Origin of the sequence: Sphingomonas montanisoli (assembly GCF_008274695.1) — a bacterium.
GTDB lineage: Bacteria > Pseudomonadota > Alphaproteobacteria > Sphingomonadales > Sphingomonadaceae > Rhizorhabdus > Rhizorhabdus montanisoli.
Genome location: NZ_VTOU01000003.1, coordinates 450,896 through 466,834 on the forward strand (window position 1 = coordinate 450,896; position 15,939 = coordinate 466,834).

The 15,939-nt window shown below is 63.1% G+C and carries 15 protein-coding genes and 1 tRNA gene; 11 read left to right on the forward strand and 5 right to left on the reverse strand.

What is annotated here, in order from left to right; genetic code table 11:
* The first annotated feature begins 297 nt into the window (after positions 1 to 297).
* The 6 genes from FYJ91_RS13400 (at position 298) to FYJ91_RS13425 (ending at position 6,830) form a co-directional block, all read left to right on the forward strand.
* Positions 298 to 1,944 (forward strand): DUF6119 family protein, encoded by a 1,647-nt coding sequence (locus FYJ91_RS13400; RefSeq protein ID WP_149523363.1) that lies wholly within the window; start codon positions 298 to 300, stop codon positions 1,942 to 1,944.
* Between the two features lie 410 nt (positions 1,945 to 2,354).
* The gene (locus FYJ91_RS13405) at positions 2,355 to 3,044 is read left to right on the forward strand and encodes a hypothetical protein (protein ID WP_149522776.1); all 690 of its coding nucleotides are present in this window, start codon (positions 2,355 to 2,357) and stop codon (positions 3,042 to 3,044) included.
* On the forward strand, positions 3,041 to 3,931 hold the full coding sequence (locus FYJ91_RS13410) for a hypothetical protein (protein ID WP_149522777.1): 891 nt from the start codon (positions 3,041 to 3,043) through the stop codon (positions 3,929 to 3,931). The genes FYJ91_RS13405 and FYJ91_RS13410 overlap by 4 nt, the downstream gene beginning before the upstream one ends.
* Before the next feature lie 331 nt (positions 3,932 to 4,262).
* Positions 4,263 to 4,760, forward strand: a complete 498-nt coding sequence (locus FYJ91_RS13415; protein ID WP_149522778.1) for a DUF3489 domain-containing protein — start codon at positions 4,263 to 4,265, stop codon at positions 4,758 to 4,760.
* Positions 4,760 to 5,164 (forward strand): DUF2924 domain-containing protein, encoded by a 405-nt coding sequence (locus FYJ91_RS13420; RefSeq protein WP_149522779.1) that lies wholly within the window; start codon positions 4,760 to 4,762, stop codon positions 5,162 to 5,164. Before FYJ91_RS13415 ends, FYJ91_RS13420 begins: the two co-directional genes overlap by 1 nt.
* Complete coding sequence (locus tag FYJ91_RS13425) at positions 5,157 to 6,830, forward strand: recombinase family protein (RefSeq protein ID WP_149522780.1); 1,674 nt, start codon at positions 5,157 to 5,159, stop codon at positions 6,828 to 6,830. The genes FYJ91_RS13420 and FYJ91_RS13425 overlap by 8 nt, the downstream gene beginning before the upstream one ends.
* 887 nt (positions 6,831 to 7,717) lie before the next feature.
* Here FYJ91_RS13425 and FYJ91_RS13430 read toward each other — a convergent pair.
* The 3 genes from FYJ91_RS13430 to FYJ91_RS13440 form a co-directional block, all read right to left on the reverse strand.
* A tRNA-Leu gene (locus FYJ91_RS13430) sits at positions 7,718 to 7,804 on the reverse strand.
* Positions 7,805 to 7,890: 86 nt separating this feature from the next.
* Positions 7,891 to 8,991: a 6-phosphofructokinase gene (locus FYJ91_RS13435; protein WP_149522781.1), complete on the reverse strand. Its 1,101-nt coding sequence runs from the start codon at positions 8,989 to 8,991 to the stop codon at positions 7,891 to 7,893.
* Between the two features lie 51 nt (positions 8,992 to 9,042).
* A complete protein-coding gene (locus FYJ91_RS13440) occupies positions 9,043 to 9,774 on the reverse strand; it encodes a zinc-ribbon domain-containing protein (RefSeq protein ID WP_149522782.1) in 732 nt (243 codons plus the stop codon).
* Positions 9,775 to 9,894: 120 nt separating this feature from the next.
* Here FYJ91_RS13440 and ftsE point away from each other — a divergent pair, with 120 nt between their 5' ends.
* From ftsE to FYJ91_RS13460, 4 genes are read left to right on the forward strand one after another with little or no spacing between them, the layout of a single operon-like run.
* The gene (gene ftsE / locus FYJ91_RS13445) at positions 9,895 to 10,611 is read left to right on the forward strand and encodes a cell division ATP-binding protein FtsE (RefSeq protein ID WP_149522783.1); all 717 of its coding nucleotides are present in this window, start codon (positions 9,895 to 9,897) and stop codon (positions 10,609 to 10,611) included.
* Positions 10,611 to 11,513: a cell division protein FtsX gene (locus FYJ91_RS13450; RefSeq protein ID WP_149522784.1), complete on the forward strand. Its 903-nt coding sequence runs from the start codon at positions 10,611 to 10,613 to the stop codon at positions 11,511 to 11,513. The genes ftsE and FYJ91_RS13450 overlap by 1 nt, the downstream gene beginning before the upstream one ends.
* Complete coding sequence (locus FYJ91_RS13455; RefSeq protein WP_181008510.1) at positions 11,510 to 12,040, forward strand: YdcF family protein; 531 nt, start codon at positions 11,510 to 11,512, stop codon at positions 12,038 to 12,040. The genes FYJ91_RS13450 and FYJ91_RS13455 overlap by 4 nt, the downstream gene beginning before the upstream one ends.
* On the forward strand, positions 12,037 to 12,729 hold the full coding sequence (locus tag FYJ91_RS13460; RefSeq protein WP_149522785.1) for a lysophospholipid acyltransferase family protein: 693 nt from the start codon (positions 12,037 to 12,039) through the stop codon (positions 12,727 to 12,729). The genes FYJ91_RS13455 and FYJ91_RS13460 overlap by 4 nt, the downstream gene beginning before the upstream one ends.
* On the opposite strand, the gene FYJ91_RS13465 is transcribed toward FYJ91_RS13460, so the two are convergent.
* Together FYJ91_RS13465 and hisC are read right to left on the reverse strand one after the other, a co-directional pair.
* Positions 12,726 to 13,631, reverse strand: a complete 906-nt coding sequence (locus FYJ91_RS13465; protein WP_149522786.1) for a prephenate/arogenate dehydrogenase family protein — start codon at positions 13,629 to 13,631, stop codon at positions 12,726 to 12,728. The genes FYJ91_RS13460 and FYJ91_RS13465 overlap by 4 nt on opposite strands.
* Positions 13,631 to 14,731, reverse strand: a complete 1,101-nt coding sequence (gene hisC, locus FYJ91_RS13470) for a histidinol-phosphate transaminase (RefSeq protein ID WP_149522787.1) — start codon at positions 14,729 to 14,731, stop codon at positions 13,631 to 13,633. The genes FYJ91_RS13465 and hisC overlap by 1 nt, the downstream gene beginning before the upstream one ends.
* Before the next feature lie 69 nt (positions 14,732 to 14,800).
* Between hisC and metX the strand changes: the two genes are divergently transcribed.
* A complete protein-coding gene (metX, locus tag FYJ91_RS13475) occupies positions 14,801 to 15,916 on the forward strand; it encodes a homoserine O-acetyltransferase MetX (protein WP_149522788.1) in 1,116 nt (371 codons plus the stop codon).
* Positions 15,917 to 15,939 lie beyond the last annotated feature (23 nt).

Here is a 15,939-nt window from a genome sequence, read left to right on the forward strand (position 1 = left end):
ATCCAGAATGGCAACAGAGAGAGCCTCAGCGCAAGAGAACTCGTGACGATGAAGGCCAGGCTCCGCATCTAGGTAGCACACACTGTTTTAGCGATTGCCGGCTTTACGCTCTTGGCTCCGAAAGCTGTCAGTCAGCGATTGGCCTAATCCCTCTGCCTGAGCGAGACCGCACCAAGACAAAGTCTCCATATCGGATGCAAATGCTCCAGATAGGTTGATCGGAGCCGTAACGATCCCTATCTTTTTTCCTCGTGCGGCGCTGTGAGGTTGGAGAGGGCAATGGCCAAAGCTGTTCCCATGGCGAAGACCACCGCGACAGTGTCAACGCGCACCATATCATTGCGCTTGCTCCGTAAAGACCGGACCGTTGCTGACGCGGTTCGCGACAGCCGTGGCCTTACCGAACATCCCACCCGAACCGGCCGCCTGTTCTACGAGCAGTCCAACGACATGCCGCCGCCCTGGCTCGAGCTCGTCAACCAATTCTCCGCCGATGGCTCGCTACAGTTGCGCAACAAGAGCTGTGCGGCCGTTTTATTTCTCGACGTTGTGTCGGTAGCGGGGGCGCGCACATTTGCGCTCGCGTTTGGCGGCGGTCACCTCGCGCTTCACGCCGATGCGTTCGAGCGCAATTTCGGACTGAAGGTCGCGCTTAATTCCATCGCCAGGGCGGACCTTAAAAATCTCGACGTCGCAACGCTCGAGGCGACCTCGTTCCAAAAGCGCGTTCAGGCCAGCCGCAAATCCGATCTCGGCGATTTCGGCATCGATACCGAGCATGACTTGCTGCGGCTTGCCGGCGGTGTACCGACTGACACCAACTTCGCCAGTTCGCTGTCGGGTAAGGACGCGCTCATGCTGACCGCGAAAATGTCGGCCGACGAGATCTCGACGAAGTGTGCGGCAGCGCTAACTTTGTTCGAGGCGACCGATTATAAGAAGGATTACAGTTTCATCGACCAGATCGCCCCGGTTCGTGAAGCCGATTTAATCGATGCGCTCGACGCGCTGGTTTTCGCCGAGATCCAGCATTTGCTGGTCGGCAAGCCGTCCGACCTGCATCTCACCATCCCCGAGATCATCGATCCTGAAGCAACTCATGAGATCGGCTATTTCGGGCCTGGCTTCCGGCCCGGCGCCAAAACCGGCTATGGCGAGCTGACGATCGAAGATTATGTCGCCGAACTCAGCGCCGGTAAGCCGAACGAGCTGAAGAGCATGGCGGACATCAAGCCAAGTCAGGAAATTCGCGTCGTGATCGACGGGCAGGGCAGCAAGCAGCGCCGCGAGCGCCTCTATGACTGCTTCGTTTTCGAAGCCGTGCACCTTGGGAGGACGTATGTGCTCTTCGCCGGCGACTGGTACTGTATCGAAGACAAGTTTTTCGCTAGTGTTGAGGCGGACTTTCAGAAGCTACTGGCGCCGGTAGCTTTGGTGGCGAGCACCGCCGCGCTCAACGAGCAAGAACTTATCGCTGAGCTTGATAAAGATCCTGACCTGCTCAATTTGGACAAGGTCAAGTCGTCCCCGGCAGGCGCTCCCGGTGCCAATCTCGAGCCATGCGACTTCTTATCGCGCAGCAAGGCATTTATTCATCTGAAGGATGGCCATGGCTCGGCTCCGATCAGTCATTTGTGGAACCAAGGCGTAGTTGCAGCGGAGTCTTTTGTCCGTGACGAAACGTTTCGCAAATCGATGCGAAACGCAGCGATCGTCCGGCAAAAGGCGGCAGGGAAGAAGGGGTTCGAACTGTTGCTTCCTGATGGCAGGTCGAAACCGGTGGCTGCCAACTATAAGGTCATCTACGGCGTCATGCGTCATCGCTATCAGCGCTCGAAAAAGCTCGGCTTGCCGTTTTTCAGCAAGGTCAGCTTGCGGGCGGCGGCTGGCCGCATCGAACTGATGGGGTTTCCGGTCGAGGTGCATCTAATCGAGAAGGTCTGAAGCTCGCGCCTGCCCGTAGTCACCGCTGGATAGTGTGACGAATCTCGCGCGCAACAGGCTTGCCGCGCCGCCTGTTCATGGTTCTGACAGTTGAGGTTCAGTGATGTGACAGACCTCTTTAGGCTAAGCGAACTTTCGCTTTCGCACTGGCTTTCTCAAAAGCTGTCAGTCGCCTAACGGCCCAAATTGCGTTCATACGACGCCGCTCGAATGTATGGCAGATCTTAGTAAACGAGCCAGCCGGCGATAACGTCCGACGTGATGTGGTAATCCCTTTGGTAAGTTGCTGTAACAACGTTCATTGAACAAGCATGAAGCACAGGAGGAAGAGGTGAGAGGCATCGTCGAAATCGAGATTGAGGAAGCAGGTTTCCAAACCTCGATTGCAGCCTGCGATGAGGAGCGCATAGTTGCTTCGTGGTGACAGCGTAACCCGCGACATGCTCGCCGAGCTCATTCGCGGTGCCGTCGATGGCGCTGTCACCAGCCAGATGGCCCGGCGCGCGCAGGAACCGCCGATCTCGAGTCGCGTGGCCTCCGCGCTCGAAAAACGGCTCGATGGGGTGGCGATCAACAATTACCGCGTCACCGTAGTTGCCCAAGATTTCCCCGATCGCGGACGCGAGTCGTGGGAGCACAAGAGCGGCGCCGACCTCTATATCGGCATCCGGGTCGAAACGCCGGGCGCACCTTTCGTGGTGTCGAAGGGGCTATTGGTCCAAGCCAAGAAGGCCAAGCGGATCATCAAGACATCGCTCCGCACAAGCGACAGCGAGGAGCAGGAGAACCTGCTCGACCAATGCGGCAAGATGCTGGCGCGGACCGACAAGGGGGCGTTCGTCTGGGTCTACGGCGCCGGCGGCACGCATGTCGTGCCGGCTTCGGAAGTGCTCAAGCAGCAGTACGTACACCCCGAATATCTCCAGGGCCGCAATGTGGCCGAGCAGTTCCGCGACGTACTCGACTGCTTTTCCGGCGATACCGGCCTCGTCGCGCCGGACATCTTCGAGAATGATTTCGCGCTTGCGGCCTTCCTCGAAGAGATCGCGGTCAAGCGCGGCGTCGCTATCAAGCTTGCGCCTGCCAAGCGGCGCACATGAGTACGTATACTGTCGATCGGCTCGCCCGACGCGGCGCGCGCTATGCGCTCGCGCTTCTGCTTCAGCACATCCGTGACGGCGACGAGCCGTTCGTCACCTACGGCGCGATCGCGCGCCTCTTAGAAACCAAACTCAAGATCCCGCGCGTATTTCCTACCCATATCGGCTCGGTCGCGGGCACGATGATGGACTTGATCGAAGAAGAAGACGCGCAAGCCCCGCTGATCAACGCGCTGGTGACGCGACCGAACGGCATCCCGGGCAAGGGGTTCGGAGGGTATTACAACCGCCGCCTAAGACGTGAGGGCGAGCGAACCTGGGACAAGTTGCCGCGCGGCCGCAAGCTGCAAGTCGTCGCCGAAGTGCGTGCCGAAGTGCGCCGCTATCCAGGTTGGTGCGCGCTCTACATGACACTATTCGGCGCCGCGCCGCCCAAAGCGCCAAAGCCCAAGCGCTACAAGGAGCGCGACGGCAAGCCTGCGGAAACCGATCGCCCGATCGGCAAAGGCGAAAGCCCCGAGCATAAGAAGTTGAAGGACTGGGCGGTCAAGAATCCGGTCGCGCTCGGACTCGCGCGTGCCTTCAAGGGCACGCCCGAGAAGGGGCTGTTGTCGGGCGACCGGATCGATGTCCTGTTCACCGATGGCACATCGTTCGTCGCGGTCGAGGTCAAGTCGACGCTGTCGACCGACGACGATCTGCGGCGCGGCGTTTATCAATGCGTTAAATACCGCGCGGTGATCGCGGCGCAGGAAAGCCCGGTATCGGTCGCGGTACGCACGATACTGCTGACCGAACGCGATCTGCCTGACGATCTGAAGACCCGAGCGCGAGAGTTGGGGGTGCTGCTCAAGGTGCACGCGATCAATTCGCCGCGCAGTCTCTGACCATCGCAAGTCTGAGACAACTTGATGCGACTCACGGACTGCGGATTGCTCCCGTTTAATAGGACGGCGTGATGCTAGCGTTATGCTTCTCCACGATGCCGCTGACTTGTGGGAATGTCCGCTACTCACGGCTTTCACGTCAGAAGCCGCCAGTTGTCATACGGCCCCTTTCGTGCCGCAACGCAAATTTCTCTCGACTTCGTTTCACACCCGAGCATTGGTGCTTGTCACGATCGCAGCCGCTGAAAGCAGGCTGCTGCCCCGACAGCGCTGACTGACGGGGCTCTGCCCGGTGGGAGCGGCAATGTGCGGCATCCCACCGGAGACGATCATGACTAAGCTTACCGACATGCAGCTCGTCCTGCTTTCGACCGCGGCCTCGCGCGAAGACGGTAGCCTTCTTCCACCTGCAGAGAGCATTGGCACACGTGCCGACCGCATCCGTCGCGCCGTCGGAGCTCTGTTGAAGGTCGGGCTAGCAACCGAATTCATTGTTACCGAGAAACCGCGATCGTGGCGCCAGGCAGATGACATCCTCTACGGCGTCAGGATCAGCGATGACGGGCGCTCATTTATTGACGGCGCAACGGCGCAGGCAATGCCGCCGACCAGCACAGCAACTCCTCCGCGTGCCAGTAGCAAGATCTCCGAGGTCATTGCCCTGCTACAGCGTGATAACGGCGCTAGCATAATCGAGATCATGGAAACAACGGGCTGGCTGTCGCACACAACCCGCGCGGCGCTAACCGGCCTGCGCAAGAAGGGGCACGATCTCGGGAAGCGATCCGCGGACGGCGTTACCAGATACAGCATCAAGGTGGTAGCCTAATGCGCGCAGTGGACCTCAGTCGACTGCAGGCGATGTGCCCCGACGATCTCCAGCGGGAATGGTCGCGTGCCTGCGGTACCCCTCCCCCAAATATTGCGCCTGACCTGCTGCGGATGGGAATTGCCTTCGCCCTGCAGGATCGGCGTGATGCCGGAAACCGAATGGATCGCAAACTCGCCAGAGCAGCCGCGCAACCGGTCGAAAAACCGCCCATGCGCAAAACACTAAGCGCTGGCACCCAGCTGATCCGGAGCTGGCAGGGTCGCACGATCAGTGTCGCCGTCACCGACGAGGGCTTCGTGTTCGAGGACAGACGCTACAGTTCGCTGAGCAGGATTGCCTCGGAGGTCACCGGGACCAGATGGTCGGGTCCGCGCTTCTTCGGACTGACCGATCATGGCTGACGGCAAAGTCATTCGCTGCGCAATCTACACGCGCAAATCAACCGACGAGGGGCTGGATCAGGAATTCAACAGTCTCGATGCGCAGCGCGAGGCCTGCGCAGCCTATATTCTCAGCCAGCGTCACGAGGGCTGGAAGCTTGTCGATGCGGCCTATGACGACGGAGCTTTCTCCGGTGGCAATATGGAGCGGCCAGGTCTGAAGCGACTGTTGGCTGACATCCAAGCCGGCCGTGTCGATGTCATCGTCGTCTACAAAGTCGACCGCCTTACCCGCAGCCTCGCCGACTTTGCGAAGATCGTCGATGTGCTCGATGCGCGGGGTGCCAGCTTCGTGAGCGTGACCCAGGCGTTCAACACGACAACCAGCATGGGACGCCTGACACTGAATGTGCTCCTGTCATTCGCGCAGTTCGAGCGCGAGGTGACCGGCGAGCGCATCCGCGACAAGATCGCGGCATCGAAGCGAAAGGGTATGTGGATGGGTGGCCCCGTGCCACTCGGCTACGACGTGCGTGAGCGTAAGCTGGTCGTGAACGAGACCGAGGCTGAACTCGTCCGTCATATCATGCGCAGCTATCTCAAGCTGCAATCGGTAAAGGAACTGGCCGACGCTCTCGGTAAGGAAGGTTACCTCACCAAGGTACAGCAAAGGGCCAGCGGACCGCATAGAGGCGGCGTTGCCTTTCGGCGCGGGACGCTGTTCCACTTACTGCGCAACCGCATCTATCGCGGCGAGATCGTCCACAAAGGCATCGCCTATCCTGGCGAGCATGAGCCGATCGTGCCGCTGGATCTTTGGGAGGCGGTGAAGAGCAAGCTGGACGCCAGGGCAACGTCTGGAGGTTCCGATCGGCGCTCCAGTTCATCCTTGTTCGTTGGCATCATTCATGATGGCCTCGGTAGGTCAATGACACCTGCTCAGGCCAGCAAGAGTGTTCGCCGCTACCGATATTATGTGACTCGTCCTCACCTCGTCACTGACGGTGATCCGGCGTGGCGCGCTCCCGCGCACGATGTCGAGCGCATCGTCATAGCCTGCATCGCGGAATATCTGGGAAGCCCGCACAATATCCAGGGCCTGCTCAACACATCGGGTGCCCGGGTGCTTGCGATTGCGCTTCGCGACGCCGCAGCAACTGTCACGCGCCTGACGTCCGGTCCATCGACAGAACGCAACGAACTGCTTCGGAGTATGATCAACGACGTGCGCCTTGGTGAGAATGCTATCTACGTTCGATGTCGCCGGGCCACCCTTAGCGGTTTAGTGGGTGGTGCGACCGAAGACGAAGGCCTGATCGAGATCGAAACCAGCGCAACACGGGTGCGACGAGGTCACGAGGTTCGGCTGATCATTCCCGGCCAGGAGGTGCCCTCGGTTCCGTCGCCCGCACGCGACGTCAAACTCATCTCTCTGCTTTCCGAGGCGAGGGCGGCGCGTGACCTAATTCTGAGCATGCCCGACCATTCGCTCAACAGCATCGGCAGGCAGACCGGTAGATGCCGGACCCGCCTACGCCAGCTCTTTACCATCAGCTACCTCGCACCCGATATCGTCCAGGCAATTCTGGACGGGAAGCAACCTGCGAAACTTTCATCAGGAACGCTGCTGGAGGTGAAGCTCCCGATTGCATGGGTTGACCAGCGGCGACTACTCGGCGTGAGCTGAACCCACCTGCAGTCTGCGAAATGGGCGCCGGAGACGGCGCCCATTTTTCATGCGCTAAAACTGGAAACCAAGCCGTCTCCGACCACACCCGCTAACCAGACCAACGAGAAGCGCGCGGAACTGCGGGGTTCCTGCTGCCCTAGCAGAAGAACCCCGTATTCCAGTTGTCACTAAGGACTGGGTGGTGCCCACGCAGATACGCGAACTTCCCCGTCTCCATCACCACAACATGCATCACGGCCAGAATGGGCGATTTTCTGCGGAGCGCCTCAACTCGCCAGTGTAGTGGAGAGTTCGTTTCAGACTCTACGGTCTAGCTCTTAATCGGCCACAATATCCCGACCACATCACAACGATCTTGCAGTCAGAATTTTTCGCCGCGGAGACTGCCGACGTTAGGGCGACCCAATTTGGTGAGATTAGAGACCGAATCGTCTGCACCGTCGTCCCCGACGACTGCAAAGCCACGGAAAAAGGGCAAGAATTTCTCCCTTTCGGGAGAAATCTCATTCCATTCCAACTACTTACGACTGGGTGGTGCCCACGCAGCTACGCGAACTTCCCCGTCTCCATCACCACAACATGCATCAAGGCCAGAATGGGCGATTTCTGCGGAGCGCCTCAGCTCGCCGGTGTAGTGGAGAGTTCGGTTCAGACTCTACGGTCTAGCTCTCACTCGGCCACAATATCCCGACCACATCACAACGATCTTGCAGTCAGAATTTTTCGCCGCAGAGACTGCCGACGTTAGGGCGACCCAATTTGGTGAGATTAGAGACTGAATCGTCTGCACCGTCGTTCCCGACGACTGCAAAGCCACGGAAAAAGGGCAAAAATTTCTCCCTTTCGGGATAAATCTCATTCCATTTCAACTACTTACGACTGGGTGGTGCGGCCAAGAAGACTCGAACTTCCACGGGCTTTCGCCCACAACGACCTCAACGTTGCGCGTCTACCAATTCCGCCATGGCCGCACACCCAGTAGGATCCCGGCGGGCCGGGATGCTGGTAGGCGGGTGCCCCTAGCAAAGCGATCGGGGGGACGCAACAACCTTTCGGATCAATAGAGAAACATCGGCATGCCGCGGATGTGAATGAGCTTCGGGCGATAGGTCTCGGGATCGTACAGCGCGTCGACATCGACGGTCTTCGTGCTCTTGAGCAGCGTGTCGATCGGCACGTCGCAATAATTGCCGTCGCGCAGCGCGAGCATGCGTCCGGTCTCTCCACTGCCGATCATCTGGATCGCCATGGCGCCGAAGGCGAAGCCGACCATCCGGTCGAGCGCATCGGGCTCGCCGGCACGCATGAGGTATGCGAGTTGCTGGACGATCGTGCCCTGCCCGGTCTTGTCCTCGATCGCACGCGCCAGCCGCCCGCCGACCGCCTCGGCCTGCCGCTGGGTGGCGGAAAGGGCGCGGTCGTCGGTTGCGCTCTGCGACCCCGCGATCGTCGCGCCTTCCGAGATCACGCACATCGCGTAGCGGCCAGGGCGGCTCAGCCGATCCTCGACGAGCAGCGGGATCAGCCGGTCGAGATCGATCGGGACTTCGGAAATGACCGTGCGATCGACCTGCGCGAGGAAGCCCGACAGCAAGGCGGTCTCGCCCGAGCGACGCCCGAACAGTTCGACCACCGCGATCCGCTCATGGCTTTCGGCTGTCGTGCGCAGCGCGTTGATTGCGGTGACGGAGCGGGTGATCGCGGTGGAAAAGCCGATGCAATAGTCGGTCCCGAACACGTCGTTGTCCATCGTCTTGGGGATCGAGATGACCGGGAAACCCTGTTCGGACAGATGCGCCGAGAAGCGCAGCGTGCCATCTCCCCCTAACGTGATGATCGCGTCGACGCCGAGCTTGTCGAGGACATCGAGGACATGTTTCGTCCTGTCGCCTTCCTTCACGGTGCGTGGATCGGTGCGTGAGGTGTGGAGCATCGTGCCGCCGACCCGATCGATGCCGCGCACCGCCTCACGATCGAGTGCGACGGTGTGGGTGGCGACGCTCTGTGGGTCGGCCGGATCGATTTCGAGGAAACCCTGCCAGCCGCGTCGGAAACCAACGACCTCCCACTGGCGATCGAGCGCGGAGAGCACCACCGACCGGATACAGGGATTGAGCCCCGGCACGTCGCCGCCGCCCGTCAGGATACCGATCCGCATATATGCTCCTTCGCCTCGTCCGTGATCCTAACCGGCGAGAAGCGATCCGGTTCAGTCGCCGGTGGGCCCCACGAAGCTGAGATGAAGGTTCTTCGCGCCGCGCGGGATATCGACCGCGGCGCTGTCGAAGTCGGCCGATCCGCCTGCGGGGATGGTCGCGACGGGGCGCGTGATCGTCCAGCTATAGACCGTCTTGCCCTGGGTATCGCGCAGCTCGGCGCGGATGTCGCGCACCGTCTGGGTCGTCTGGGTCGGGTTGACGATGCGGCCCGCGACGACGAGCAGTTCGTTGCCGCTCGCGGTCTCGCGTCGATCGGGGTTGCGCGTCATCTTGATGAACAATGGTTCGGGCGCAGGCGTGATGCCCACCGTCTTCGCCAGCATATCCGGCCCGATCGCGAAGACCGCGCCGATCGCGGCGAGCAGCAGCAGCGCGATGATCGCCGCCATGATCGTGAACAGCTTGGTCGTGTTGCGGCGCGGGCGGCGGTGCGCGATCGACGTGGTGACCGGATCGGGCGTTGTTGCCGCGTCGCCACCATAATTGGCGACAACCTCAGGCTCGGGCATGCTCGGCGCGGGCGGAGGCGCGACCACCGGGTTGGGCAGCGCGGCGGGCACGGGGGCCGTGGGGGGCGCTGCCGTTTGGGCCAGATCGAGCTCGGGCGGCTCCTGAAACCAGCTGTTGCGGCAATTGGCGCAGCGAACCTGTCGGCCGGTCGGGCCGACGGCGGTGTCGGGAACGAGGTAGCGCGTATTGCACGCCGGGCAGGAAATGATCATCTGCACATCACCCTAGACCCGCCACTGACTCACCCGCAAGCCCAGACTCTCTGCAAGCATTGTCGCGCCGCAACCGCTATGTCATGGGCTGGCAGGCACAGGAACGAGGCTCCCTCCCTTATGGTTTCGGCGGATGCCGGCAACATCGTCCAGTTCGACAATGTCGGCCTTCGCTATGGCAGCGGGGTCGAGACGCTGTCGGACCTGAACTTCAGCCTTGCGGCGGGCGCCTTCTATTTCCTGACCGGGCCTTCGGGCGCGGGCAAGAGCAGCCTGCTGCGCCTGATTTATCTCGCGCAGCGGCCCAGCCGGGGCGTGATCCGCATGTTCGGTGAGGATGTCGTGACCCTGCCCCGCCAGCGCATGCCCGGCTTCCGCCGGCGGATCGGCGTGGTCTTCCAGGATTTCCGCCTCGTCCCGCATTTGTCGGCCTATGAGAATATCGCGTTGCCGCTGCGCGTGAACGGCGTCGCCGAGGCCGACATCGATCAGCCGGTGCGCGAGATGCTCGAGTGGGTGGGCCTGTCCGGCCGCGCCAATGCCAAGCCGCCGACGCTGTCAGGCGGCGAACAGCAGCGCGTCGCGATCGCCCGTGCCGTGATCGGCCGCCCCGAGATCCTCGTCGCCGACGAACCCACCGGCAACGTCGATCCCGAAATGGCCGAGCGGCTGCTCTACCTGTTCGAAGCGCTCAACAAGCTGGGCACGACGATCCTCGTCGCGACCCACGACCTGCACCTCGTCCCCCGCGTGCCGAGTGCGCAGCTGATGCGGCTCGACAAGGGACATATCGCCGATCCCACCGGCATGTTGCGTTATCCGCCGAGGCGCGGCTGATGGCGGGCGGACACGATCAGTGGGTCAGCGGCCGCGCCGCACGGCGGCTGCTGCCCGAAGGCTGGCCGTCGGGGCCGATGCCGTGGGTGATCGCGATCATGATGTTCCTGATGGTGCTGGCCGCCGCCGCCGGCCTCGCGCTCGGCCTCGCGGCCAATTCGCTCGACCGGAGCCTGACCGCGCAGGTGACGATCCAGATCGTCGACGCCAACCAGGCCCGCCGCGACGCTGCCGCCGCGCGCATCATTGCCGGCGCAAAGGCGGTGCCCGGCGTCGCCCGCGTCGACCGGGTGAGCGATGCGGCGATGACCGAGCTGCTGCGCCCCTGGCTGGGCGGCGGGCTGGCCGACACCGATCTGCCCGTCCCCGCGATGATCGACATCGCCTTTGCGCCCGCGCCGGGGAACGCGCCCGCCGCCGTCCGCGCGCTGGCCATGCGGATCAGCCCTGCGGCGCGGATCGATGACCATGCGCAATGGCTGCGGCCGCTGGCGGGCCTCATGGGCTCGCTGCGCTGGCTGGCGGGCGTGCTCGTTCTGATGATGGCGGCGGCGGCCGCGTTCACCGTCGTCCTCGCGGCGCGCGCCGCGCTCAATACGCACCGCTCGACGATCGAGGTGCTGCACCTGCTGGGATCGACAGACGGGCAGATCGCATCGCTGTTCCAGCGCCGCATCGCGCTCGATGCGCTGACCGGTGGAATGGTGGGCCTGCTGCTTGCCAGCCTCGTCATCGTCACGGTCGGTGAGCGGATCGTGGCGGTCGGATCGGACCTTCTCGGCACGATCGGGCTGCCGGTCGCGGCCTGGGGTCTCTTGGCTTTGCTGCCCATCGCAGGCACCGTGCTGGCCATGTTCGCGGCCCGCATGACCATTCTCGCATCTTTGAGGCGACGGCTGTGATCGTAAGGATCATCGGCCTGGGCGCGGTGCTGTGGATGGCGGGCTTCCTGATCTTCGCCCTGTTCCTGCCGCAGCCGGCGCCCGACGAGGTGGTAACCGACGGCATCGTCGTGATGACGGGTGCGTCGGGCCGGATCGAGCGCGGGATCAAGCTGCTCGAGGCCAGGCGCGCCAGGCGTCTGCTCGTCTCGGGGGTCGATCGCCGGGTGAAGCCGCACGAATTCGCCAAGCAGTTCAAGGCGCCGGTGCGGCTCATGGATTGCTGCATCGATCTGGGCCAGGAATCGGTCGACACCCGTTCGAACGCGACCGAGGCATCGGATTGGGTGAAGGCGAACCGCTACAGATCGATCCGGCTCATCACTTCCGACTGGCACATGACGCGCGGGCGTTTCGACCTGAGCGATGCCATCGACGGGGTCACGATCGTGCCCGATGCGGTGCCGAGCGAGCCGGGGCTCGTCCTGCTTGTTCGCGAATATGACAAATATCTGCTGCGGCGGGTGGCGGCGTTGGTAGGAATATGATCACGTTCATCCGATCGGCGGCCTTCGCCTTCGCCTTTTACGTCGGCACGGCGCTGATGGTCTTGTGGGCGGTTCTGATCATGCCGGTCGTGTCGCGCGATCGGATCGTCGCCGGTATGATCTGGTCCCGTTTCCATCGCTGGTGCGCGCGCGTGTTGGTGGGAATCGAGACCCGCGTCGAAGGGACGCTTCCGCCCGGCCAGTACCTGATCGCCTCCAAACATCAGTCGATGTACGAGACGATCGAGTTGATCCTGATCGGCCATGCGCCGATCGCCGTGCTGAAGCGCGAGCTCACCACCATACCTTTATTCGGCAGCGTCACCCGCCAATATGGATCGATCGCCGTCGATCGCGCCGGTTCGGCCACCGCGTTGCGGGCGATGCTGAAGGCGGCGACGGTGGCCAAGGCGTCGGGCCGTTCGATCATGATCTTTCCCGAAGGAACACGGGTCGCGCCGGGCGACCAGCCGCCGCTGCAGGCGGGCTTTGCCGGGCTCTACAAGGCGTTCGGCCTGCCGGTGATTCCGGTGGCACTCGACAGCGGGCGCGTGGCCCCGCGCAATCGCTTCCTGAAACGCCCCGGCGTGGTGACGATGCGGCTGGGCGAGATCATCCCCCCCGGCCTGAAACGCGACGAGATCGAAGCGCGGGTACACGCCGCGATCAATGCGCTCGAAACGGCTTAGTGCGAGCGGCCGAAGTCGGGCGCGGCGTCGTCCTGACCCTGTTCGATGATCGAGCGGCGGATCGCGCGGGTGCGGGTGAACAGATCGAACAGTTGATCGCCGTCGCCCCAGCGGATGGCGCGCTGTAGCGCGGTCAGATCCTCCGAGAAGCGCTGAAGCATCTCAAGCACCGCATCCTTGTTCGTCAGGAAGACGTCGCGCCACATCGTCGGATCCGACGCGGCGATGCGCGTGAAATCGCGGAAGCCGCCGGCCGAGAATTTGATCACCTCACTGCGCGTCACCTCTTCCATGTCGGAAGCAGTGCCGACGATCGTGTAGGCGATGAGGTGCGGCAGGTGGCTGGTGACGGCGAGGACGAGATCGTGATGCTTGGCATCCATCGTCTCGACATTGGCGCCGAGCCGCTGCCAGAAGGCTATCACGCGCTCGACCGCGGTCGGATCGGCGCCTTCGGGCGGAGTGACGATACACCAGCGACCGTTGAACAGGGTCGCGAAGCCTGCTTCCGGGCCACTATTCTCGGTGCCTGCAACGGGGTGCGCAGGAATGATCGTGGCGCCGGGGAGCGCGGCGGTGAGCGCGTTGAGGATCGTCTCTTTCGACGAACCGACGTCGCTGACGATCGCATCGGCGGGCAGATCGGCCGCAATCTCCGCCCCGACCGCACCCATCGCGCCAACGGGCACGCACAGGATCACCAGATCGGCATCGATCACCGCCGCGCCCGCCGTGTCGGCGACGTCGTCGAGAAACTCGAGCGCGTCGGCGCGCGCGCGCACATCGGCATCGCCGTCATAGCCGGTGATGCGCACCGTCGGCATCGTCGCACGGACGGCGCGCGCCACGGAGGAGCCGATCAGCCCGAGGCCGATGATCGAGACGCGCGCGAAGGGCAACATCAGCCGGCGTTCTCGACCAGCTTGCGCAGCGCCGCGATCATGCCCTTCACTTCATCCTCAGTGCCGATCGTGATGCGCAGCGCATTGGGCAGCCCCTGCCCCGGCAGCCAGCGAACGATATAGCCCGCGTCCATCAGCCCCTTGAGTGCGACTTCGGCGGTCAGCTTTCCCTCGAACAGCACCAGCGAGAAGTTCGCCTTGCTCGGCACCGCGCGCAGCCCAGCATTGCCCAGGCCCGCAATCTGATCCTCGAACCAGCGCAGCCACTTGGCGTTATGCGCGCGGCTCGTGTCGACGAAGGCGGTGTCGGCGACAGCCGCGATCGCGGCGGACTGACCGCCGGTCGTGACGTTGAACGGCGCACGGATTTTGTGGAGCGCGTCGATGATCTCGGCCGATGCATAGCCCCAACCGATCCGCTCCGCCGCCAGCCCGTAGATCTTCGAGAAGGTGCGCGTGACGAGCACGTTCGACGCGGTCATCGCCAGCGCCAGCGCGCCATCATCCTCCCCGGCCTCCAGATATTCGGCATAGGCCTGATCGATCACCAGCAGGCAATCGGCCGGCACTGCGGCGTGAAGCCTTGCGATCTCGGCCTTGCCCGCGAAGGTGCCGGTCGGGTTGTTCGGATTGGCGACGAAAATGACGCGCGTCTTCGGCGTGATGCGCGCGATGAGCGCGTCGACGTCCGTCGCATAATCCTTGTCGTCGGCCTCCACCGGCTCGGCACCGACGCGGCGCGCCGCGATCGGATAGACCGAGAAGCCGTAGCGGACGAACAGCACTTCGTCGCCCAACCCGGCGAAGGCGCCGGTCGCGAGATGCAGGATCTCGTCCGATCCGGTGCCGTAAATGATCCGCGCCGGATCGAGCCCGTGCTGTACCGCGATCGCCTCGCGCAGCGCCGAAGCCGAGGCATCGGGATAGCGGTCGAGCGTAGCGGCCGCGGAGGCATAAGCGGCGCGCGCCCGATCGCTGGTGCCGAGCGGATTTTCGTTCGACGAGAGCTTGGAGACCTTACGGCCGTCATCGGTGGTCGAACGGCCCGGCACATAAGGCGCGATCGCGTCGATCCAGGGTTTTGGAGCAAGCTTTGACATGGGCTGGCGCTCTATGCCCCGACGCTCCGATTGACAAGGCGGGCGGCGGGAGCTTAGCCCCCGCTTCCCATGTCCGACGACGCCCGCTTCGGCCTAGCCCGCACCGTCTCGCTGCCCGGCCCGTTGGCGCTGGACGGCGGGGCGCGCCTGTCGCCGGTCGAGATCGCCTACGAAACCTACGGCACGCTGAATGCCGACGGCTCCAACGCGATCCTGATCTGCCACGCGCTGACCGGCGATCATCATGTCGCATCGACCCACCCGATCACCGGCAAGCCCGGCTGGTGGACGCGGATGGTGGGCGCTGGCAAGCCGATCGATCCGGCGCGCCATTTCATCATCTGTTCGAACGTGCTGGGCAGTTGCCTGGGTTCGTCCGGCCCCGCGTCGAAAGATCCGGGCGGCGCGCCTTATGCGATGCGCTTCCCGGTCATCACGATCCGCGACATGGTGCGCGCGCAGGCGATGCTGGTCGATCATCTCGGCATCGGCACGCTGCAGGCCGTGGTCGGCGGATCGATGGGCGGGATGCAGGTGCTCGAATGGGCGGCGACCTATCCCGATCGCGTCCGCAGCGCCGTCGTGATCGCATCGGCCGCACGCCATTCCGCGCAGAACATCGCCTTTCATGAGGTCGGACGGCAGGCGATCATGGCCGACCCGCAATGGCGCGGCGGCGATTATTATGCCGATGGCAAGGCGCCGACCGCCGGCCTCGCGGTCGCGCGGATGGCGGCGCACATCACCTATCTGTCCGAAGCGGGGCTGACCGAAAAATTCGGCCGTCGCCTCCAGAAACGTGACGCCAAGAGCTTCGGCTTCGACGCCGATTTCCAGATCGAATCCTATCTGCGTCACCAGGGGATCAGCTTCGTCGATCGCTTCGACGCGAACTCGTACCTCTACATCACCCGCGCGATGGACTATTTCGACCTGGCGGAAGAGCATGGCGGCCTGCTCGCCAATGCGTTCAAGGGCACGAATACGCGCTTCTGCATGGTGAGCTTCGACACCGACTGGCTCTACCCGACATCGGAATCGCGCGCTGTGGTCCACGCACTCAACGCGGCGGGTGCGGCGGTGAGCTTCGTCGAGCTGTCCTCGCCCTTCGGCCACGACGCCTTCCTGCTCGACGTGCCCGAACTCAACCGGGTGGTCGACGGCTTCCTGAGGGCCGGCGAATGAGTTCCCCTTCCCCGTTCGTGTCG